The following is a 19910-nucleotide window of genomic DNA, read 5'->3' on the forward strand; positions in this document are numbered from 1 at the left end:
ATGTCTGATTATGTAATCAATAACACCCAGTTAGTATGTGTAGCACAATTTGTCGCCAAAACAGGTAAGCGAGATGCACTAGTGGCGGCGTTGGCTGCATTAATTCCTGACACGCGTAAAGAGCTAGGTTGTATTCGCTATGAATTAAACATTAGCTTAGATGATGACAATAAAGTGGCTTTTGTGGAAAAGTTTGTCGACCGGGCAGCATTTGACCAACATTGCGAAAAAGAGGCTATTCAGTATTATTTTCATAAAGTAATGCCTGAGTTAGTCGAATCGCACCATGTTGAAGTATTTAATCAGGTTATTGTGTAATAGATTTAAAAAAAAGAGTGGCAGGCCACTCTTTTTAAAATGAATTAGTGGGATTTACGTAAAACGATGTTGGGGCGTAAGTCGACCTCACCATCTTGATATATTGCAGCAATGTCATTTTGTTGTGATATTACAGCCACTGGACCTTTTAATGTGTGCCGAACAAACAGTAAACGGTATCCGAAACGATGTAAGTCGTATAGTGCGAGTTTTTGCTCAGCAGTTGTGAGCTCCCAACATTCACTATTAGCTAAGGGGGCACTTCGGCGCTCACCGATATCAAGCGCGGTCTGATCCATCATCATGTAACTCATTCACACTCCTTTGTGAGAGAAAAATAGTCAACTAAAATGTTGATTAGGCTAATATAACAAAAAATTTATTCATGGATAGTGCTTTTTTATGACAAATTATGTTTTATGCCATAAACCAAGTGTAATAGAGTGTGATTTAAATGAATATTAAGGGATGTGATCTTGTTAGAATATATTGAACCTGTGTTTAGGCCACCGTCAGAATGGAAGTCATTAATCTTACAGGTGACTAATGGATGTAGTTGGAATAATTGCACTTTTTGCGACATGTATACTCAACCGCAAAAGCAGTTTCGGGCGCAGAAATTAGATAAAATAGAACAAGACATTTTACTCGCCGCTGAATCTGGTTATCCAATAAGTCGGGTGTTTTTGGCTGATGGTGATGCGATGAGCCTGCCATTTAATCGCTTGAAAGCCATGTGTGAGTTAATTAATACCCATCTCCCCTCTGTGACTCGTATTAGCAGTTACTGTTTGCCGCGTAATTTGAAAAATAAAACGGTTGAACAGTTAGCTGAGCTGCGTCAAATGGGATTATCTTTACTTTATGTCGGCTGTGAAAGTGGCGATGATGAAGTGCTGACCCGTATTCAAAAGGGTGAAGATTATCAGTCTTCAGTTGAAGCCCTTCATAAAATCAAGCAAGCTGGAATGAAATCATCAGTAATGATTTTAATGGGGCTGGGTGGGGTTAAATTATCCAAGCAACATGCCATAGCCTCAGCTAAGTTAATGAATGAAACTCAACCTGATTACCTGTCTACTTTAGTGGTCACTTTACCATTAGGTACTGAGCGTATGGATGCGGCATTTGATGGTAAGTTTGAGTTACCTAACCAACAGGGATTATTGGCTGAAATGCATACTTTGCTGACTCACCTTGAGTTAACTAAAACCATTTTTAGATCTGATCACGCTTCAAATTATTTAGTGCTTAAAGGTGTGTTAGGTAAAGACAAACCTCAACTTGTCCAACAAGTCACGCAAGCATTACAAGGTATGGTGCCATTAAGACAAGAATGGCAAAGAGGCCTGTAAGCCTGTTGCTCTCAATATTAGATAAAAGGAAGTTATTAATATGGATATTCGAGTCGATGATTTATCTGGTGTTGAAATAGCAGCATTGTTAGAAGAACATTTACAGGATATGTACGCAACCTCTCCAGCAGAGTCGGTTCATGCTTTAGATTTATCAAAACTGCGCCAGCCTAATATTACCTTTTGGACTATTTGGGACAATGGGCAACTTGCAGGATGTGGTGCAATAAAACGACTCAGTGCATCACATGCAGAGATTAAATCAATGCGAGTAGCCAATGCCCATAGACGTAAAGGCGTTGCTGCAAAATTATTGCAACATATGTTAGATGTTGCAAAAATTAACGGATATCAACAACTCAGTTTAGAAACCGGCACAATGGCATTTTTTAAACCCGCCAGACAATTGTACGCAGGTTTTGGATTTAAGGTAGGCGAAAAATTTGCCGATTACCCATTAGATCCCCACAGTCTATTTATGCATAAATACCTTTGATGAACCCAAGCTAGGGAGTCATTAGCTTGGTTCATCAATAAAAATATCTTCTATGGTTAAGCCAAATAGGCGCGCGGCTTTGAATGCCAATGGTAAGCTAGGATCAAACTTACCTTTTTCAATCGCATTAATGGTTTGGCGCGACACATTCAACAAGTCAGCTAACTGAGCTTGAGTTAAGTCCCGCTCGGCACGTAATACTTTCAAGCGATTATTCATTGGTACTTCCTGTTTCCCATTATTATGCCCATTAGATAAGTCAGACTCATCACAATAACAAGATGGGATATTTCTGCATGAGCTTGAATTAGGCCTGTTGTATCTAAGGTTGAGTAGCTGATCCCTATGATAAGTCCCATACCTAAACTTAAGCCCATAGCATTGAGTTGAATCTTTTGCTGAAGTTCATCTAAGTCGGCTAAATGTTGCTTATTAGCTATTATCATCCCTATTCCAATAAGAAAGTTAAGACCTATTGCGGTAGCTGTCATCCATTGGTTTTGTTGCCAAATAAACTGAGCGCCAAAAGTGGCTAATGCTAAAGACAGTACCCATGCTGCCGTCCATTTAGCGAGTCGTTTGGTGTTAATCTGGTTACGCTGTTTCCAATCTGTATTAGTAGAATCGAGTGCTTTCATTTCGGTATCCTTTTTAAGTTAGCCTGCTTTAATGTCAAGTAAGCTTTACTTAAATATGGAGTGGCAACTGAGTAATGTCAAGTCTAGTTTACTTTTTGTCGTTAATTTAAGTCTTTTTGCGGGTAGAAAACAAAAAGGACGACATAATGTCGGCCTAATATATTAAAAACTAACCCTGTTTAGGGTTAATGTTGAATTTGAATTTCGCGCACTGGGCAAGGAATAGTTATGCGGGCTTGTTTTAATGCCAGCATCACTTGTTGATTGGTTTGATACTTAGCTTGAAAATAATGTTCTGTTGGCACCCAGTACCGCATACCTAATTCAATACCAATACTATTAAAACCGTTGATGCCAACCAAGATTTTTTGGTCTTTATTGACATTGTCTGACTGAGAAATAGCCTGTTCAATTATTGTAATTATCGCCGCGGTATCAGCTTGATAATCAATGTTGAGGGTATTTTCAACTAACTTGTATTCAAATGAGTTATGCAGTATTTCACCTATAATGAGTTTATTAGGGATACTGATTTGTTCACCTTCTTCGTTGGTTAATATTGTTTGTCCCAGTTTGATCAAACTGACTACACCATTAACGCCACTCACTTCAATGGTGTTACCGACCACAAAAGGGCGAGTCACTATGATAGTCACCCCTGCGGCATAGTTTGATAACATGCCTTGTAAAGCAAGTCCTGCCCCTAAGGACGCTGCACCAATAGCGGCAACCATTGGTGTGACACTAATTCCCAGTTTGCCTAAGCAGATGACCGCAACCATGACTATGATAATGATGCGAACCAAGTTTGAAGTGAAATTACTCAGGGTAATGTCTATTTCATGCTTTTCAAATAGCCTAGTGACAAGGTTAGCCACTTTACTTGCTAGCCATAATCCGATTAAAAATATCAGTAAAGCCCCAACAAGCTGAAAGCTATACTGAACTAAAAACTCAGTGATAAGGCTGTAAGCATTTTGAAGTTGGGCAAGTTCCAGGTCTAAGTTTGGTTGGTCCATCTGATATCCCTATTTTGGCAAGTCATAAAGGTATTTTTGTGAACCGTATCATAACAAGTTCATTCACTTTATAAAAAATCATCTTCATTGGGATATTAGTCATATTATCTTGGTAGCGTGACTAAACTTATTTTTAGCTTAGAGGTGGCAAATGCGAAATCAGCTGTTTATGGCAAGTTTTATATTACCGATGTTATTTTTATCTACTTCCACAATTGCGGATAAGCTGACACTAAAAGTGGGCGATACGCTGACAGAAATGAGTTTACACAATCAGTTTAATAAGCCACTTAATGTAACTTCACAAACACAGGTCTTATTATTTAGTCGGGATATGGACGGCGGAGCAGTTATCCAAGCCGCATTTGAACAAACACCAGCAAATAAACGGCCTGAAAATTTAGTTTATGTTGCTGATATCAGTGGTATGCCTTCACTTATTGCGAAATTTATTGCCGTACCTAAAATGCAAGATTATTCATTTATGTTAGGACTTGATAGAGAAGGTGACATAACAGCAAGGTTTCCTGCCGAAAAAAGTCAGGCTACTATCATAAAAATCAATCAACTAAAGGTGATATCAATTGCATATGCGCAGGATGTCGAATCACTCATTGTTCAATGGTAATGACACCTTGAAAATATTAATTTAGGTTAACCATTTGTTATTTTCACCAATATTTGGTTGAATAGAGATAGCAACTGGCATGTTTTAACTAAAATTGTATCTGATATGGATAATTCCGCAGTGGAAATGACAAATAGAGCCGCTGGCTATTGGAATAAAAAATTGTCTATGACGCATAAAAATTCATTGCGTCGCAACTTAAAATAGCGTTTACTTCGCCTGTTTTACCATGTTGTCAAAAGCACGTATTTATTGTTAAAGCATTGCCCAGTATTATTGCCCAACTATGAGGAGGCACCGGCCTAATGAGCCAATTTCAATCTATTGATATCGCTGATTATTATGAAAAAGATACTTTCGCCCGTATTCAAGAATTCGCGAAAGACAAGCCGACACCATTTGTCGTCATTGATACTCAGATCGTTGCTAAACAATTCGATGACATGGTGGAAAGTTTCCCTTTTGCTAAAGTGTATTATGCGGTGAAGGCTAACCCTGCAAAAGAAATTTTAACCTTATTGCGTGACAAAGGTTCTAGCTTCGATATTGCCTCTATTTATGAATTAGAAATGGTGACATCAATTGGTGTTAGCCCTGACCGTATCAGCTACGGTAACACCATTAAGAAGCGTGTTGATGTGCGCTCTTTTTATGAGCAAGGTGTTCGTATGTTTGCTTCTGATTCAGAAGCAGACTTACGCATGATCGCTGAAGAAGCACCCGGCGCAAAAGTGTATGTTCGGATTCTTACCGAAGGCACTCATACTGCTGATTGGCCTTTATCACGTAAGTTTGGTTGCCAGAATGAAATGGCTTATGACTTATTGGTATTAGCAAAAGAGTTAGGCCTACAGCCACACGGTATTTCTTTCCATGTCGGTTCTCAGCAGCGCGATATCGGCGCATGGGATTCTGCAATAGGTAAAGTGAAAAGTATTTATGACCGTTTACGTGAAGAACACGGCATTGTGCTTAAAATGATTAACTTAGGCGGTGGTTTTCCTGCAAACTATGTAGACAAAACCAACGAGCTAGCGACATATGCTCAGCAAATTAAGCATTTCTTGCATGAAGATTTTGGGGATGATTTACCTGAAATTATTCTTGAGCCTGGTCGTTCACTATTGTCTAATGCGGGTGTATTGGTTTCTGAGATCGTGTTGATTTCACGCAAATCAAATACCGCACTTGAACGTTGGGTATTTACCGATGTGGGTAAATTCTCAGGTTTGATTGAAACAACTGACGAAGCGATTAAATTCCCTATCTATACTGACCGCACAGGCAAGTTAGATAAGTGTGTCATTGCCGGACCAACGTGTGACAGTGCTGATATCATGTATGAGCATTACAGCTATGGTTTACCTGTTGATTTAGCCATTGGCGATCGCATGTATTGGTTAACTGCAGGGGCTTACACTACAACATATTCAGCTGTCTCTTTTAACGGTTTCCCACCGCTTAAAGATTACTATTTATAATAAAGAATATAAATTCAACAAAGGACGCCTAGGCGTCCTTTTTTTTGCTTAAAACGAAGTATATTCTTTCGTTAAGCCATTTCGTGTTTTTTCAGAATGTCAAAAATCTCTTCTTTAAGGTGCAGTTTCTTGGCCTTTAGCACTTTTACTTCTGGCGTACTATCACTGCTATTGTGTGTTTCTAAATGCTTTATCTCTTCATCTAACTGATTGTGTTCGTCAAATTTTCTTAAAAAATGCGCATCAGATGTTTTAAGTTTAGTAATTAAGTCACGGTATTCTGGGAACATAGATAAACTCCTGTAGGGTAAATAATTATTTTTTGCTATACCTTAAACCTACTCTTATCTTTAAAGTAAAAGTTTGATGTAAATCAAATTAACGTGTTTTGGAGATATAAAATGTTAATCTTCATTGTTACATGTTGATTTAATGAGCTGTTATCAGTTAATTACCCAGCTTTTTAGCGAGTTCATTTGCCACCTTGTCATGACAAATTATATGAGTGATAAATAATAATGTGATCCAGTTAACCTTTTCTGAGACAATACTAGGATACAGTTTATAAAACACAGCGTTTCATTTTTAAAATAATATAGGGGTTCAGCATGTCTGACGTATTCCACTTAGGTTTGACCAAAAAAATGTTAGATGGCGCTACATTAGCAATCGTGCCCGGTGATCCAGAACGCGTGAAGCGTATTGCTGAATTAATGGATAATGCGACGTTTCTTGCCAGCCATCGTGAATACACCACTTATTTAGCCTATATCGACGGCAAAGCTGTCGTTGTTTGTTCAACCGGTATTGGTGGCCCTTCAACTTCTATCGCGGTAGAAGAATTAGCTCAGTTAGGTGTCACGACATTCTTACGTGTAGGCACTACTGGCGCCATTCAACCGCATGTCAATGTTGGCGATGTGATTGTGACACAAGCGTCAGTACGTTTAGATGGTGCAAGCTTGCACTTTGCGCCACTTGAGTTCCCAGCTGCAGCAAACTTTGACTGCACCACAGCAATGGTTGCCGCCTGTCGTGATGCAGGTGTTGAACCGCATGTGGGCATTACAGCATCTTCTGATACTTTCTATCCAGGACAAGAGCGTTATGACACGGTATCTGGCCGCATCACTCAACGTTTTGTCGGTTCAATGAAAGAGTGGCAGTCTATGGGTGTGCTGAACTATGAAATGGAATCAGCAACTTTATTTACCATGTGTGCGACTCAAGGTTGGCGTGCAGCCTGCGTTGCGGGTGTGATTGTAAACCGCACTCAGCAAGAGATCCCTGATGAGGCTAGCATGAAGAAAACCGAAGGTGTTGCTGTATCTATTGTTGTTGCTGCAGCGAAAAAGTTACTCTAGTACCGATTTTATCTTTAAGACAGTGATTGATATGTAAAAGGGCACCCTAGGGTGCCCTTTGTCTTTTAGCCCTATACAAACACTGCAACTAAGCTATTTTGAAATTTGACTAAAATTTGAGTTAGAAGTGATATTTAGCAATAGCAGAATAGGTATTTTGATCAATCCCTTCTACGCCGTATTTATTTTGCCAGTAGTCGTATTCAAAACCGACTAAGAGTTTATTCTTTTTATGTTGACCGAATAAAATTGACCCTAAATCATATTTGATTTGTGGGTTGAAGTGCAGATTCTCTTGATAACCACCGTTGTCGGCTACAAAAATCCAATCAATAAAACCATCTAATACGATATTGGAATTGCCTACAGGGAAATCAACTCTAAACGCAGGGGTTAATTGCCAGCCATCGCTGTTATTACCGCTACTTATCGCATTACGACGGTAGGTGTTAAGTTGAAAATAGCTAAAATAAGGGATATCAAAGTCAAGTCCTACGCCGTAAAGCAAACTGCTTACAGGACCTCTGCCTTCTTCTAATGTCAGTGCCAACGAAACATCTTTGATTGGGCCAAGATTAATTTCATTTCCAGAAATTTTTCCATAGCTAAAACGGGGAGATATTTCACCATAGTTTGTTCTTTGTTGCCCATTAGAATCATTAAAATGGGTAAAATCTTGGAAGGCAAACCAATCGCCATATTTCCATGCGCCCGCAGTTTCAACTGTGATAGTTGTTTGGGTCTCTGATGGTGCTAAATCGTAGTTGTCACCATAAAGTGCCGTGGCACTAAAATCCCACCATTGCACCATGTCATCAGCAATAGCTGGTTGAGCGGCGAGAAGGGCTAAAGCGAGCCAGTTTTTATTCATTGAAATACCTTCATTTATTTTGCTATCAGAACAAATACAAAAAAATTACCGATTGTACGTTTAGTTTTATAGGGTTACCGCAATATGTTACCTGAGTATAAATAAATTAGCATCGAAGGATACCGTTTAACTACAGACTAAAAGGTGAAGGATTATTTGCCTGACATAATATGTCGCTATAAGGTAAAAGAGTTGATATAGTCTAATGACGAATACTCTAGAATAAGGAGTGAATATGACTTTTAGTGACCCAATTTCAATATGGGTAATACTGGGCATAGTGTTGATGCTAGCGGAAATTATTATTCCAGGCGGTATAGTAATATTGCTCGGCTCATCATGTTTGTTGGTTGCTTTGGCATTAGCTGTGGGTATTATCGAAGGTATAAGCCAAAGTCTAACCCTGTGGTTTATTGCCTCAATGGTAATGTTACTCAGCTTCCGTCATGTGACCCAAAAACTAGTGGGTGGGGACTCACATGTTGATAACACAGATGAAGAATTAGATTTGTACAATCAGGTTGCCATTGTTAAGGAACCGATTGGCCCGGGTCAACAAACTGGGCGCGTGAGTTGTTTAGGCTCAGATTGGACTGCACTTGGTGATGGTACTGAGATACAATCGGGCACAAAAGTTAGAATCATATGTCGGGATAACATTGCATTAGTGGTTGAGCCTTTTGTGGAGTAACACATCCACTCAAATAGCCAAGCGTCATTAATGTAGTATCAAAAGGAAGAGAGTATGTTCATGTTTACCATAATATTTTTATTCATCATGTTTATTTTATTTAAGCTGATGTTGATAGTGCCTATGCGCGAAGTGCATGTCATTGAACGTTTAGGAAAGTTTCGTACCGTATTGCAACCGGGCTTTCATTTTTTAGTCCCTTTTGTTGACCGTGTTGCCTACCGACACGATACCCGCGAGGAAGTACTTGATGTCCCTCCGCAAAGTTGTATTTCAAAAGATAACACTCAGTTAGAAGTCGATGGTTTAGTTTACTTAAAAGTCATGGACGGCAAGCTAGCTAGCTACGGTATTGAGAATTATCGAAAAGCGGCTGTAAACCTTGCCCAAACCACTATGCGTTCTGAAATTGGTAAATTGACTTTGTCACAAACTTTTTCCGAGCGTGACAGCTTAAATGAATCGATTGTACGTGAAATTGATAAAGCTTCCGATCCCTGGGGCATTAAAGTTTTGCGCTATGAAATTAAAAATATTACCCCCTCGCACCATGTGATCCATACGCTTGAAAAGCAAATGGAAGCGGAACGCCGCAAACGTGCTGAAATTACCTTAGCCAATGCTGAAAAAGCGGCGATGATTAATATGTCGCAGGGTGAACGCCAGGAAGCGATTAATTTATCTGAAGGCCAAAAGCAAAAACGAATTAATGAAGCACTTGGTACCGGTCAAGAAATCTCCATTATTGCCAATGCAAAAGCCGATGGTATGGAAATGATTTGTAAGGCATTAACCGTTAATGGCGGTAACGATGCAATGAATATGTTACTGAAAGAGCAGTTTATTGGTCAGGTGGGTAAGATTTTATCTGAAGCTCAAGTATCAGTGGTGCCAGCAGAAATGGCAAAACTGGAAGGCTTTTTTGAAGGTATGGAACAAGTTACCCATGCGGTTTCAGGTTCACCATCACAGAATGCCAAATCAGCAGCAAAAGGAGCACGCTAATGATCTTAAATGGAATTGATACCGATATTGTTGTAATGGGTATTTGGGGTATTATTTTTGCTATCTTCGTGATGAAGTTATTCCAATCTATTCGCTTAGTCCCAACAAAGTCAGCGTGTATTGTGGAGCGTTTAGGTAAATATCACTGCACCTTAGATGCCGGTTTTCATGCGCTAGTGCCGTTTGTTGATAAAGTAGCTTATATACATGACTTGAAAGAAGAAACAATTGACGTGCCACCGCAGGAATGTTTTTCCAGCGATGAAGTCAATGTCGAAGTTGACGGGGTGATTTATATTTCGGTGACTGACCCTGTTAAAGCCAGTTACGGTATTACCGACTACCGTTATGCTGCCATTCAATTAGCGCAAACCACTACACGTTCAGTGATTGGCACTTTAGATTTAGACCGTACTTTTGAAGAGCGCGACCTAATTTCCGCCAAAGTGGTTCAAGTATTAGATGAAGCCGGTGCGATTTGGGGCATACGCGTACATCGATATGAAATTAAGAACATTACCCCACCTGAAACCGTTAAAAATGCCATGGAAATGCAAGTGAACGCTGAGCGTGAACGCCGTGCATTATTGGCAAAAAGTGAAGGTGACAAGCAAAGTAAAATTAACCGCTCTGAGGGTGTGATGGCGGAAACCATTAACCGTTCAGAAGGCGAAATGCAGCGCCGAATCAACGAAGCTGAAGGTAAAGCCCAAGAAATTTTAACCTTAGCTAAAGCGACGTCTGAGTCGATTGAGCGTCTGGCACAAGTGATTTCTTCTGAAGGCGGCCAAAGTGCATTACGTATGCAGTTAGGCGAGCAGTATATGAAGCAGTTAGATGGGCTAACCAAGACAGACACTCGCATTGTATTACCCGGTAACTTAGTGAACTTTGAATACTGGATGGACACGATTGGTTTGAAAGACGATAAAAAGTAATTCTGTTGTTAAACCTCAAATGGGCCGGTATTTACTGGCCCATTTTGCTTTTATAGTTAGTTGTGCAACAATTTAAGTACTTCTTACTCGCCTTAATAGGGATTAAATGCGGCCAAAAATTTTGCATTGTGTTGATGATAACAGCATGGGTGGAGTCAATTTCGCCTTGCAAGCACTTTGTGATTCGTCATTAGCTCAAGACTATGATTTTGAGATCCGCTATGTCGATTTGACCCGCCTAAGTCGAATATCCACCTCTGCCGACATTATCTGCTTTCATGGTGCTTCTAGCTGGCGCAAACTGATTGGGTTAGTTTGGCTAAAACTGCAGTTTCCACGCACGCCATTTATGTTACAAGAGCACCATTATTGTCAGCACTTTGTAGTGTCACAAATCCCCTCAGTCAGCCGTTTCTATCGTATGTTGAAAATGACTTATGCTTTAATGGATTACGTTATTGCTATCTCACCGTCGCAACGTCAATGGATGATTACAAATAATCTTGTTACAACAAGTGCGATTGAACTTGTGGGGCAGGGGCGTGATTTAAGCCAGTTTGTGACCACAAACACGCAGGCTATTAGCGCAACTCATAAAATACCAGTAATTGCTGCTTATGGGCGGTTTCATCAGCAAAAAGGCTTTGATTTATTACTGCAGGCCATGGCAAATATTGCCACAAGCCAATGCCAGCTCAAACTTGCAGGAGAAGGGCCACAATTAACTGCATTAACTAAATTAGCCGCGCCTTTAGCCCATGTTGAAATAGTTGGCAGGGTTGATAATGTCGCCGATTTTTTAATGACCTGTGATGCAGTAATTATTCCTTCGCGATGGGAACCCTTTGGACTGGTGTTTATTGAAGCGTTAGCCATGCAAAAGTGGATAATATCTACCGAGGTCGATGGTTTGGGCGACCAATTGACAGAGATAACATCACGTTGGCCTGATGCATATGTTACCCCGATAAAGGGGGGCAGTGGCTTCAATAACTCAAGCGATTGAAGCGTTTATTGCTGATTGGCAAGCCGCTCAAGTGTCTTCGATGGATGTGCTAGAGCAAAACATGGCAGCAGAACTGCAACACCCATACTTAGATAAAGCTTGCTCAGATAAAAATGGCTTAGATAAAGAGGCTCAGGTTCAACTATGGTCTATTGAACAGTGGGATAGGGTGCAAGCTAAATGGCGCGACTTGTTCACTAAAATACTGTCTTAGTTTTGTCACTCTATTCACCAATTGTGCTTGGCTCAAGCTAGGGGGTATGTATATTTTACTGCGGTTTATTAGAGGGTTAAGTTATTCATCTACACGTATACATCAGTTTATTTTAGGTTGCTTTAAACCATTACAAAAAGCGCTTACTCGCCACACTCCCCACAGAGGTCAAATTCACCTCGAAAGTTGACCCCTCGCTAGATACAATACCAAAAATCAATCAAAACGAAATTCTAAATATGAACCGCTTTTCTGCTTTACCGATAGCTCACCATATATTGAAGAACCGCTTAGTGGTGGCGCCTATGGCCTCGCAAACTTCAACCCTTGATGGCAAGGTAACAGATAAAACACTGCGCCATTATGCCAATCTAGCACAATCTCAAGCGTCATTAGTGATGGTTGAATATAGCTTTGTAGCGTTTTCAGGTCGCAGTGAGCCCAATCAGTTGGGCGTACATGATGATAATTGTATTGATGGAATTAAGGCTATTGCTAAGGCTATTCATCAAACAGACGCCAAAGCTGGCCTACAATTAACCCATTGCGGCGGTAAAGCGCAGCTTGATGTGTGCCCTGATTTAATGGGGCCATCAGGGATAACGGTTCCAGCCTATGATCGTATTTTACCTACCCCTAAAATGATGACGCTAAACGACATCGCTGTATTGAAAAAGCAATTTGTCGATGCAGCCAAAAGGGTTGAATTGGCGGGCTTTGATTTTGTTGAGCTACATTGCGCCCATGGCTATGGCCTGAACCAGTTTTTATCACCACTGACCAATCAACGCGATGATCAATATGGTGGTTCTCAGCTTAATCGTGCACGGTTAATCGTTGAGATTATCGAACAAATTAAGCAGCATACCCAGTTATCAATTATGGTCAGAGTGCCAGGGCAAGACCTTTATCCACAAGGGCTTACCCAGACTCAAATTGTCGAATCCTGTCAATATTTCATTGATGCTGGCGTGGTGATATTAGATGTTTCATCTGGTATTGGTGGTTGGAATCGCCCGAAAGAGCGTCGCGGTGAAGGTTTCTTGGTTGAAGAAGCCGCTTTCTTGAAACAAGCGGGATTACAGGCGTGCATTATTGGTGTGGGTGGTATAGAAACCGCTGAGTATATTGATATGGCGATTGAAAACCAGTGGCTTGATTTAGCGGCGGTTGGCCGAGCGATACTCAAAGGGCCGCAGGAATTTGCCCATAGTGTAATGCGTGAAGCAAGCGAAGTAGTTGTGTGATGATGTTTAGCATAACCTCTTTAATCTTATGAATAAAAATAGGCTCGCATATCTGTGAGCCTATTTTCTGTATCTGATCGAAAATTTTTGCCAATTATTATTTAAGCCCACATTCCACTCACAATAATGCTCTCCATAATACTCCCCAATGACTTCTCGCGCCTCTGATAACGGGCAGTGTCAAGCCATTACCCTTAGGGTGATATTACCTATTCCCATACCATTTCGATTGGGAGGATTAAGTCTATTTTTGCAATTTATTCGCATTTTGCAAAATGATAAATCGATAATAATTAAATATAATTTCATATATTTCAATGATTTGAATGTTGGCATCTTATGTGCAGTACGTTTGTTACGTTCAGTGAAAGATGAGATCACCAATATGAAATTAGTCACATTAACTCAGTTAACCCGTCATCCCTTATCCGGATTATTTACCCTAGGGGCTTTAACGTTAGCATTGGCCCAATCTGCGCAGGCAAGTGAACCTTTTCAAGCTTGTCCCCACGAAGCATTTATCATTCAAACTCCTGCCTCTAAACCCATCGCCTACGGAGTTGATTTAGGCACAGGCAGTTATATCACTCTGTCGGATAATATGGGTATTAATGGTGCACTCAATGGCACAGGTTTCAGCTTCAATGACAATTATTTATATGGCTGGGATTACGAGCATCAAACCCTAGGTCAAGTCGGGAATGATTACCAAGTTATTCCATTAGCATTAGCCAAAGATACGCCATCTGCTGCAGCCGCTGCGGGTAACTTCTTCGTCGGCGACGTGGCGTTAGCAGAAAACGCCTGGTACGGTTATCGCAAAAATGTGGGTCTATTTCGGGTCGATTTAGATGACCAAAACCATCCCATGACGTTAGTCCCTGGCAGTAATTCACAGGCGAGCTTTAACATTACTGATTTTGCCTTTCATCCAACCAATGGTTTTTTATATGCGGTAACCAATGGCAAAGAGGGGCAATTAATTAAAATTGATCCCACTACCGGCGGCTCTGAAAATTTAGGGCTAGTGATCAGCGGCAGTACAAATTTCACCTTTGGCGCTCAATTTTTTGACCCACAAGGCAATTTATACTTAAGCAATAATGGCACAGGTAATGTGTACAAATTAAATGTAGAGCAGAGTTCGCCTCAAGCTGAATTGTTCTCATATGGGCCTTCCTCAACCTCTAATGATGGTGCGCGCTGTGCTTTAGCTGAAGTGCCAGTGGGTGATGCGGTCGACTTTGGAGATGCCCCAGCAAGTTATGGAACCTTAATGGCAGATAACGGTGCCCGTCACGGGATTATCGAGTCATTAACATTAGGGATATTGAATGATAACGAAGCAGATGGTTCGCCATCTCCTTTATCTGATGATAGCAGCGATGGTATTGATGATGAAGATGGTGTCAGTATGCCCACGGGATTTGAGATTGGTGAAGAAGCGATTTTATTAGTCACTACCTCAGGGCAAGGCGGATTTTTAAATGGGTGGATTGATTGGGCCCAAGATGGCAAATTTGATCAAGAAGACCGCATCATTAGTGCCAAAGCTATGCCTGCAGGCGTGCAAACCTTATTAATCAATGTGCCTAACTGGGCAAAGCCTGGCGAAACCTGGTCAAGATTTAGATTAAGTTCTGTTGCAGATATTTTACCAACAGGCGGTGTCAGTGACGGTGAAGTAGAAGATTATCCTATTACTGTGACAGAAACCGGTGTCACCATGACCTATTACCCATCATCATCAGGTTTTACCACATTGGCGTATGAAGATTTATATCCTGATCAAGGTGACTTTGATATGAATGATGTGGTGATGCAATTACGTATTACCCAGTTTGTAAAAAACAATCAAGTGCGTCGCGTGGGATTTAATGCCCAGTTGGTTGCCATGGGCGCCTGGTACCACAATGGTTTTGCGGTTCAACTTCCTGGTATTGCGCGCAGTAACGTGCAGGAGTCAGCCATTGAGTGGACATTACAGGGGGTAAAACAACCCCAATCTCCGCTTGAAACGGGGCAAACTCATGCTGTGCTCAAGTTTACTGATGACCTTTGGCAGCATGCTACCCGCGGTAACGGTTGTGAATATTTCAGAACCGAGCCTGGTTGCGGCACAAGTTATCGTGCGACCTGGCAAATGACCGTACCGTTTGTAAATGCGGTGGATGAAGACCAAATGCCAGAGTTTCCATACGATCCGTTTATCTTCGCTACACCTAATACCGATCATGGATTAGCCGCTAAAAACATTAATGGGGGTAAAGAGCCTGGCCGAGCATTAGAAATTCATCTTAAAAACCATGCGCCAACAGATTTATTCAATCAAGCCTTTTTAGGTCAACGTGATGACGCCTCAAATGCGGCGGCTGGACAGTATTTTCAAGATAAAAATGGTATGAGCTGGGCCATAGAAGTGCCAGACACCTGGCAGCATCCACTTGAAAAACAGCGTTTAGATGGCAGCTATCAAGAGTTTGTTGATTTTGCAGCAGATGCAAGTGGTACAACTAACCCCTATTGGTATCTGACCGCCATCGAAGCATTAATTTTTGAAGATTAATGCCCGTAATTATCAGCAATGATTGGCCTAATACACAATGAAGGTGAACGATATGAAATATGCAAACATAACCAGATTAACCTTAAGCTCAAAGGTAAGAGAATCATTTAACAGTAAGCGTGAAAGTAAGCCGTTATTTGGCCTATTAACGTTAACTCTGCTGTTACAGTTAACGGCCTGTGGGGGAGGCGGCGGTGGTGACAGTGCACCTGCAGTTCAAGTGACGCCTCCGGCAACCACACCGCCAACAACGACGCCACCTACCACCATAACACCGCCGATACCGCCAACTCCGCCGGTTGTCGAGCCTGTGCCGGATCCCACATCACTTGATGACTTGATTGTGGATCCAGATTTTGATTTGCAAGCCGCATTTACGTTATCGATAAACGTCGACATCGCCAGCGGAAAAAGAGGCTATTTTTCTTTGTGCGATAAGTTTGAGCAGCAAGGGCAAACCATCAGCGTGAACTATGAATCGTGTTTATTAAGGGGCGCACTTGATAACGGCCAACTGAGCGAATCGTTATTGGTTGCAAACCACCAACGCGACTTAATAGCAGTTGTCTGGTTTTATGACGGTAATCAGCCACAGTATTTACATTGGCAATATGCAGCCAATGAAGTAGAGCAGCAGCTTGTTATTAATTAAGGGTTGTTGAGTCTAGGCTAAATGGGATGAGTATTAGAGAGATAAAATTTTAATATTCAGTTGTTGCAAGGTGTGAAGTGTCGCAAACGCACTCAGTACCTTGCAGCAAACCGCATTTTTTTGAGTGCTAAAGCTATAACAACTATTTTAGTGGACGGGTAAGGTGCTCTATAAATACTTTTGCGGCATTAGATAAGTGGGCATCATGCGGGTAAATTAAATTTAGGTCAGTAAAGCCTGCGCTCAATTCAGGTAACACATTGACTAATTGTTGGTTGGCTATCGCTTCGTTAGCAATAGTTTGCGGTAACAGCGTAATCCCCGCACCGCCTAAACACAGGTTATACAAAGAGTTGTAATCAGTGCAAATTACTTTGTGGTTAGCCGTAATTGAGGTTTGTTGAAACGTCCATTTATCTTCAGCCAAGCCATTAGTGTTTCTAAAGCCAAGTAAGGATTGATACTGCAAATCATCAACGGTTTCTATCACAGATGATTTTTCAAGGTAACTCGGGCTTGCATAAATCTTGCGTTCAAAACTAAGTAATGACTGAGTCGTAAACTGGCTATCATGCTGTTGATTGATATCAATAACCATATCTAAATCTAATCTAAGTATATCTTTATAACCGCCTGAAATCACCATGATATCTAATTGCACTTGTGGATAAGCATGCACAAAACTAGCGATTTTTTTATCTAACATCTTATCGACAAAAGGCAATAAGCCGATGCGAACACGCCCTTGTATTTCGTTGTAGCGGTTTTTGAAAATAAACGAGGCATTTTTAAGCTGTTTGAGTAGCGGGGCAACTTGTTCCAAATAGAGTTCACCGGAGGATGTGAGCGCCATAACCCGAGTTGTACGGGTGAATAAAGGTGCGCCAAGTTGTTTTTCTAATTCAGCAATGCGGCGACTGACTAATGCACGGCGGGTATTCAATGATTCTGCAGCTTTAGCAAAACTGCCTTGCTCAGCTACCAAAATAAATAGCTCTAAATCATTGATGTTCAAATTAATATAACCCGCTTAGATAAATGAACAATTATAGTAGTTTTAGTGTCTATTGTTGTCAATTTATGACTACTTAAGACTCAATAAGTGAACATTAGTTAGCCATTTTTAATCCTTTATAGGAAGTAAAGATTATATTGGGACATAAATCCATGGGCTTTCATCGCATCTAGTATCTGTTTGGCGCTATAATGCGCGCAGATTTCTGGGAGGAAAAATGGACGTATCATCATTATTAGACGGCCTGAATGACAAGCAACGCGAAGCCGTCGGCGCACCTTTATCTAACATGCTGGTATTAGCCGGCGCGGGCAGCGGCAAAACTCGGGTGTTAACCCACCGTATTGCTTGGTTAATGCAGGTTGAACAGCAAAGTCCATATTCTATTCTGGCGGTAACTTTTACCAATAAAGCCGCAGCAGAAATGCGTGAGCGTGTTGAAAAAGTAGTTGGCAGCAATATGGGGCGCATGTGGATAGGCACCTTCCATGGTTTAGCCCATCGAATTTTACGCACCCATTTTCAAGATGCTAATTTACCGCAAACCTTTCAGATTATTGATTCTGACGATCAGCTCAGATTATTAAAGCGCATCTTAAAAAGTCTCAACCTAGATGATAAACAATATCCTCCAAGACAAGCTCAGGCATATATCAATGGCAAAAAAGATCAAGGGTTAAGACCTAAGCATATTGATGCTGGTGGGTTTCCGATTGAACAAAATCTGCTTAATATTTACAAAATATATCAAGAGTCTTGCGATCGCGCGGGTCTAGTCGATTTTGCGGAAATTCTATTGCGTGCCCATGAGTTATGGCTGAATAAGCCGCATATATTGGCACATTATCAGGACAGATTTCGCCATATTTTAGTCGATGAGTTTCAAGATACCAACGCGATTCAATATGCGTGGATCCGCGTACTGGCAGGTAATACCGCAAATGTAATGATTGTCGGTGATGACGACCAATCTATTTACGGCTGGCGCGGCGCTCAAATTGAAAACTTACACCGTTTCTTAAAAGACTTCCCCGGTGCAGAAACGGTTCGCCTAGAGCAAAACTACCGCTCGACCGGCAATATCCTCAAAGCGTCTAACGATCTGATTGCCAATAACCCCGATCGTTTAGGCAAAAAACTGTGGACCGAAGATAAAGATGGCGAGCCTATTTCAGTTTATTGCGCTTTCAATGAAATGGATGAAGCTAAGTTTATTGTTGGTCGCATTAATGACTGGCAAGAAAAGGGCGGCAGCTTAAGTGACTGCGCGATTTTATACCGCTCCAATGCCCAGTCTCGTGTGCTTGAAGAAGCCTTATTGCATCGTGGTGTCGCTTATCGCATTTATGGCGGCTTACGCTTCTTTGATCGTCAAGAAATTAAAGATGCTATGGGTTACATGCGCCTAATCAATAACAAAGATGATGATGCAGCCTTTGAACGTGTGGTGAATACGCCTACACGTGGCATTGGCGATCGCACCCTTGAAATTATGCGCTCTACCGCAAGGCAACAACAATTAACCCTGTGGCAGGCGAGTTTACGTCTATTGGAAGAAAAAGTACTGGCCGGTCGTGCCGCTAATGCCGTGCGTGGCTTTATGGACTTAGTGATTAATATGCGCACAGATACCGCTGATATGTTGTTGTATCGCATGACGGATACTGTCATTAATCAATCCGGTTTACGGACCATGTACGAGGCAGAAAAGGGCGAAAAAGCCCAGGCGCGGATAGAAAACTTAAATGAGCTAGTTACCGCAGCCAAAAGCTTTGAAATGCCAGAAGAGCTCGAAGATATGGGCGAGTTAAACGCCTTTTTATCCCATGCGGCGTTAGAGGCTGGCGAAGGTCAGGCTGATGCCTTTACTGATGCGGTGCAATTAATGACTTTGCATTCCGCTAAAGGACTAGAGTTTCCAATGGTGTTTATGTCTGGGGTGGAAGAAGGGCTTTTCCCGAGTAAAATGGCATTAGATGAAGGCGATCGTTTAGATGAAGAACGTCGTCTTTGCTATGTGGGTATGACCCGTGCCATGAAGAAGCTGTATATCAGTTATGCAGAATCCAGACGAATTTATGGCCGCGAAGATTACGCCCGTCCATCCCGTTTTATTAATGAAATACCTGAGCAATACGTTGAGCAAATTCGACTACGCGCCCAGGTTTCGCCGTCAATCAGTCAGCGTTTTCCCGCCAGAGGCGTCAGTACTGGGTTTAGCCAATCACCCGCCAATACCACCGGATTCAGTGTTGGCCAAAAAGTGAAACATTTTAAGTTCTCTGAAGGCGTGGTGACAAGCTTTGAAGGTACAGGTGAAAAAGCGCGAGTACAGGTTAACTTTCGCGACTTTGGCAGTAAATGGTTACTGGTTAGTCTAGCGAAACTCGAAGCCTGTTAAGCAAG

At 41.4% G+C, this 19910-nt stretch carries 22 protein-coding genes; 15 read left to right on the top strand and 7 right to left on the bottom strand.

Translation table 11 applies throughout. The annotated features are described in order from the left end of the window. Nucleotides 1-318 (top strand): putative quinol monooxygenase, encoded by a 318-nt coding sequence (locus tag ACRWP9_RS04480; RefSeq protein ID WP_434928082.1) that lies wholly within the window; start codon nt 1-3, stop codon nt 316-318. 44 nt (nt 319-362) lie between these two features. Here ACRWP9_RS04480 and ACRWP9_RS04485 read toward each other — a convergent pair whose 3' ends face one another. Beyond that, on the bottom strand, nt 363-632 hold the full coding sequence (locus tag ACRWP9_RS04485; protein WP_434928083.1) for a hypothetical protein: 270 nt from the start codon (nt 630-632) through the stop codon (nt 363-365). Between the two features lie 159 nt (nt 633-791). Between ACRWP9_RS04485 and ACRWP9_RS04490 the strand changes: the two genes are divergently transcribed. Then, complete coding sequence (locus ACRWP9_RS04490) at nt 792-1673, top strand: radical SAM protein (RefSeq protein WP_434928926.1); 882 nt, start codon at nt 792-794, stop codon at nt 1671-1673. Nucleotides 1674-1713: 40 nt separating this feature from the next. Continuing rightward, on the top strand, nt 1714-2169 hold the full coding sequence (locus tag ACRWP9_RS04495; protein WP_434928084.1) for a GNAT family N-acetyltransferase: 456 nt from the start codon (nt 1714-1716) through the stop codon (nt 2167-2169). A 21-nt stretch (nt 2170-2190) separates the two neighbouring features. Here ACRWP9_RS04495 and ACRWP9_RS04500 read toward each other — a convergent pair whose 3' ends face one another. The 3 genes from ACRWP9_RS04500 to ACRWP9_RS04510 all read right to left on the bottom strand — a co-directional run bounded on the left by ACRWP9_RS04500 (nt 2191) and on the right by ACRWP9_RS04510 (nt 3826). Further along, nucleotides 2191-2388 (bottom strand): helix-turn-helix transcriptional regulator, encoded by a 198-nt coding sequence (locus ACRWP9_RS04500; RefSeq protein ID WP_226411482.1) that lies wholly within the window; start codon nt 2386-2388, stop codon nt 2191-2193. After that, the gene (locus ACRWP9_RS04505) at nt 2385-2807 is read right to left on the bottom strand and encodes a hypothetical protein (protein WP_226411480.1); all 423 of its coding nucleotides are present in this window, start codon (nt 2805-2807) and stop codon (nt 2385-2387) included. Before ACRWP9_RS04505 ends, ACRWP9_RS04500 begins: the two co-directional genes overlap by 4 nt. A 185-nt stretch (nt 2808-2992) precedes the next feature. Further along, entirely contained in the window at nt 2993-3826 is an 834-nt protein-coding gene (locus tag ACRWP9_RS04510) for a mechanosensitive ion channel family protein (protein ID WP_434928086.1), read from the bottom strand. A 151-nt stretch (nt 3827-3977) separates the two neighbouring features. On the opposite strand from ACRWP9_RS04510, the gene ACRWP9_RS04515 reads away from it, so the two are divergent. Together ACRWP9_RS04515 and ACRWP9_RS04520 are read left to right on the top strand one after the other, a co-directional pair. Next, the gene (locus ACRWP9_RS04515; RefSeq protein ID WP_434928088.1) at nt 3978-4454 is read left to right on the top strand and encodes a hypothetical protein; all 477 of its coding nucleotides are present in this window, start codon (nt 3978-3980) and stop codon (nt 4452-4454) included. Nucleotides 4455-4759: 305 nt separating this feature from the next. After that, nucleotides 4760-5935, top strand: coding sequence for a type III PLP-dependent enzyme (locus ACRWP9_RS04520; protein ID WP_226411474.1), 1176 nt, complete (start codon nt 4760-4762; stop codon nt 5933-5935). Nucleotides 5936-6006: 71 nt separating this feature from the next. On the opposite strand, the gene ACRWP9_RS04525 is transcribed toward ACRWP9_RS04520, so the two are convergent. Next, entirely contained in the window at nt 6007-6225 is a 219-nt protein-coding gene (locus ACRWP9_RS04525; protein ID WP_434928089.1) for a YdcH family protein, read from the bottom strand. A 318-nt stretch (nt 6226-6543) separates the two neighbouring features. Here ACRWP9_RS04525 and udp point away from each other — a divergent pair, with 318 nt between their 5' ends. Beyond that, nucleotides 6544-7299 (top strand): uridine phosphorylase, encoded by a 756-nt coding sequence (udp, locus tag ACRWP9_RS04530; RefSeq protein ID WP_434928090.1) that lies wholly within the window; start codon nt 6544-6546, stop codon nt 7297-7299. 121 nt (nt 7300-7420) lie between these two features. On the opposite strand, the gene ACRWP9_RS04535 is transcribed toward udp, so the two are convergent. Beyond that, nucleotides 7421-8170, bottom strand: coding sequence for an outer membrane protein OmpK (locus ACRWP9_RS04535; protein ID WP_226411468.1), 750 nt, complete (start codon nt 8168-8170; stop codon nt 7421-7423). A gap of 235 nt (nt 8171-8405) precedes the next feature. Between ACRWP9_RS04535 and ACRWP9_RS04540 the strand changes: the two genes are divergently transcribed. The 8 genes from ACRWP9_RS04540 (at nt 8406) to ACRWP9_RS04575 (ending at nt 16489) form a co-directional block, all read left to right on the top strand. Beyond that, a complete protein-coding gene (locus tag ACRWP9_RS04540) occupies nt 8406-8861 on the top strand; it encodes an NfeD family protein (protein WP_434928091.1) in 456 nt (151 codons plus the stop codon). A gap of 54 nt (nt 8862-8915) precedes the next feature. Continuing rightward, on the top strand, nt 8916-9866 hold the full coding sequence (locus tag ACRWP9_RS04545) for an SPFH domain-containing protein (protein ID WP_434928092.1): 951 nt from the start codon (nt 8916-8918) through the stop codon (nt 9864-9866). Then, nucleotides 9866-10804, top strand: a complete 939-nt coding sequence (locus tag ACRWP9_RS04550) for an SPFH domain-containing protein (RefSeq protein WP_434928093.1) — start codon at nt 9866-9868, stop codon at nt 10802-10804. The genes ACRWP9_RS04545 and ACRWP9_RS04550 overlap by 1 nt, the downstream gene beginning before the upstream one ends. Before the next feature lie 106 nt (nt 10805-10910). Then, a complete protein-coding gene (locus ACRWP9_RS04555; protein WP_434928094.1) occupies nt 10911-11810 on the top strand; it encodes a glycosyltransferase in 900 nt (299 codons plus the stop codon). Beyond that, entirely contained in the window at nt 11785-12024 is a 240-nt protein-coding gene (locus ACRWP9_RS04560) for a hypothetical protein (protein WP_434928095.1), read from the top strand. The genes ACRWP9_RS04555 and ACRWP9_RS04560 overlap by 26 nt, the downstream gene beginning before the upstream one ends. 239 nt (nt 12025-12263) lie before the next feature. Then, a complete protein-coding gene (locus tag ACRWP9_RS04565; protein WP_434928096.1) occupies nt 12264-13271 on the top strand; it encodes an NADH:flavin oxidoreductase in 1008 nt (335 codons plus the stop codon). Nucleotides 13272-13656: 385 nt separating this feature from the next. Then, the gene (locus ACRWP9_RS04570) at nt 13657-15837 is read left to right on the top strand and encodes an LruC domain-containing protein (RefSeq protein ID WP_434928098.1); all 2181 of its coding nucleotides are present in this window, start codon (nt 13657-13659) and stop codon (nt 15835-15837) included. A gap of 52 nt (nt 15838-15889) precedes the next feature. Next, complete coding sequence (locus tag ACRWP9_RS04575) at nt 15890-16489, top strand: hypothetical protein (protein ID WP_434928099.1); 600 nt, start codon at nt 15890-15892, stop codon at nt 16487-16489. A gap of 142 nt (nt 16490-16631) precedes the next feature. On the opposite strand, the gene ACRWP9_RS04580 is transcribed toward ACRWP9_RS04575, so the two are convergent. Continuing rightward, complete coding sequence (locus ACRWP9_RS04580) at nt 16632-17504, bottom strand: LysR family transcriptional regulator (RefSeq protein ID WP_434928101.1); 873 nt, start codon at nt 17502-17504, stop codon at nt 16632-16634. 217 nt (nt 17505-17721) lie between these two features. Here ACRWP9_RS04580 and uvrD point away from each other — a divergent pair, with 217 nt between their 5' ends. Beyond that, on the top strand, nt 17722-19905 hold the full coding sequence (uvrD, locus tag ACRWP9_RS04585) for a DNA helicase II (protein ID WP_226411450.1): 2184 nt from the start codon (nt 17722-17724) through the stop codon (nt 19903-19905). Nucleotides 19906-19910 lie beyond the last annotated feature (5 nt).

It is taken from the genome of Shewanella sp. HL-SH2, from assembly GCF_051164935.1.
In the GTDB taxonomy this organism is placed as follows: Bacteria; Pseudomonadota; Gammaproteobacteria; order Enterobacterales; family Shewanellaceae; genus Shewanella; species Shewanella glacialimarina.

Excerpts from the sequence above, each read along its gene's own strand:
- ACRWP9_RS04550 (WP_434928093.1), top strand. The coding sequence starts at position 9,866 with ATGATCTTAAATGGAATTGATACCGATATTGTTGTAATGGGTATTTGG.
- ACRWP9_RS04540 (WP_434928091.1), top strand. The coding sequence starts at position 8,406 with ATGACTTTTAGTGACCCAATTTCAATATGGGTAATACTGGGCATAGTG.
- ACRWP9_RS04510 (WP_434928086.1), bottom strand. The coding sequence starts at position 3,826 with ATGGACCAACCAAACTTAGACCTGGAACTTGCCCAACTTCAAAATGCT.
- ACRWP9_RS04480 (WP_434928082.1), top strand. The coding sequence starts at position 1 with ATGTCTGATTATGTAATCAATAACACCCAGTTAGTATGTGTAGCACAA.
- ACRWP9_RS04545 (WP_434928092.1), top strand. The coding sequence starts at position 8,916 with ATGTTCATGTTTACCATAATATTTTTATTCATCATGTTTATTTTATTT.
- ACRWP9_RS04515 (WP_434928088.1), top strand. The coding sequence starts at position 3,978 with ATGCGAAATCAGCTGTTTATGGCAAGTTTTATATTACCGATGTTATTT.
- uvrD (WP_226411450.1), top strand. The coding sequence starts at position 17,722 with ATGGACGTATCATCATTATTAGACGGCCTGAATGACAAGCAACGCGAA.
- ACRWP9_RS04520 (WP_226411474.1), top strand. The coding sequence starts at position 4,760 with ATGAGCCAATTTCAATCTATTGATATCGCTGATTATTATGAAAAAGAT.
- ACRWP9_RS04535 (WP_226411468.1), bottom strand. The coding sequence starts at position 8,170 with ATGAATAAAAACTGGCTCGCTTTAGCCCTTCTCGCCGCTCAACCAGCT.
- ACRWP9_RS04565 (WP_434928096.1), top strand. The coding sequence starts at position 12,264 with ATGAACCGCTTTTCTGCTTTACCGATAGCTCACCATATATTGAAGAAC.
- ACRWP9_RS04525 (WP_434928089.1), bottom strand. The coding sequence starts at position 6,225 with ATGTTCCCAGAATACCGTGACTTAATTACTAAACTTAAAACATCTGAT.
- ACRWP9_RS04575 (WP_434928099.1), top strand. The coding sequence starts at position 15,890 with ATGAAATATGCAAACATAACCAGATTAACCTTAAGCTCAAAGGTAAGA.
- udp (WP_434928090.1), top strand. The coding sequence starts at position 6,544 with ATGTCTGACGTATTCCACTTAGGTTTGACCAAAAAAATGTTAGATGGC.
- ACRWP9_RS04555 (WP_434928094.1), top strand. The coding sequence starts at position 10,911 with ATGCGGCCAAAAATTTTGCATTGTGTTGATGATAACAGCATGGGTGGA.
- ACRWP9_RS04500 (WP_226411482.1), bottom strand. The coding sequence starts at position 2,388 with ATGAATAATCGCTTGAAAGTATTACGTGCCGAGCGGGACTTAACTCAA.
- ACRWP9_RS04505 (WP_226411480.1), bottom strand. The coding sequence starts at position 2,807 with ATGAAAGCACTCGATTCTACTAATACAGATTGGAAACAGCGTAACCAG.
- ACRWP9_RS04485 (WP_434928083.1), bottom strand. The coding sequence starts at position 632 with ATGAGTTACATGATGATGGATCAGACCGCGCTTGATATCGGTGAGCGC.
- ACRWP9_RS04570 (WP_434928098.1), top strand. The coding sequence starts at position 13,657 with ATGAAATTAGTCACATTAACTCAGTTAACCCGTCATCCCTTATCCGGA.
- ACRWP9_RS04495 (WP_434928084.1), top strand. The coding sequence starts at position 1,714 with ATGGATATTCGAGTCGATGATTTATCTGGTGTTGAAATAGCAGCATTG.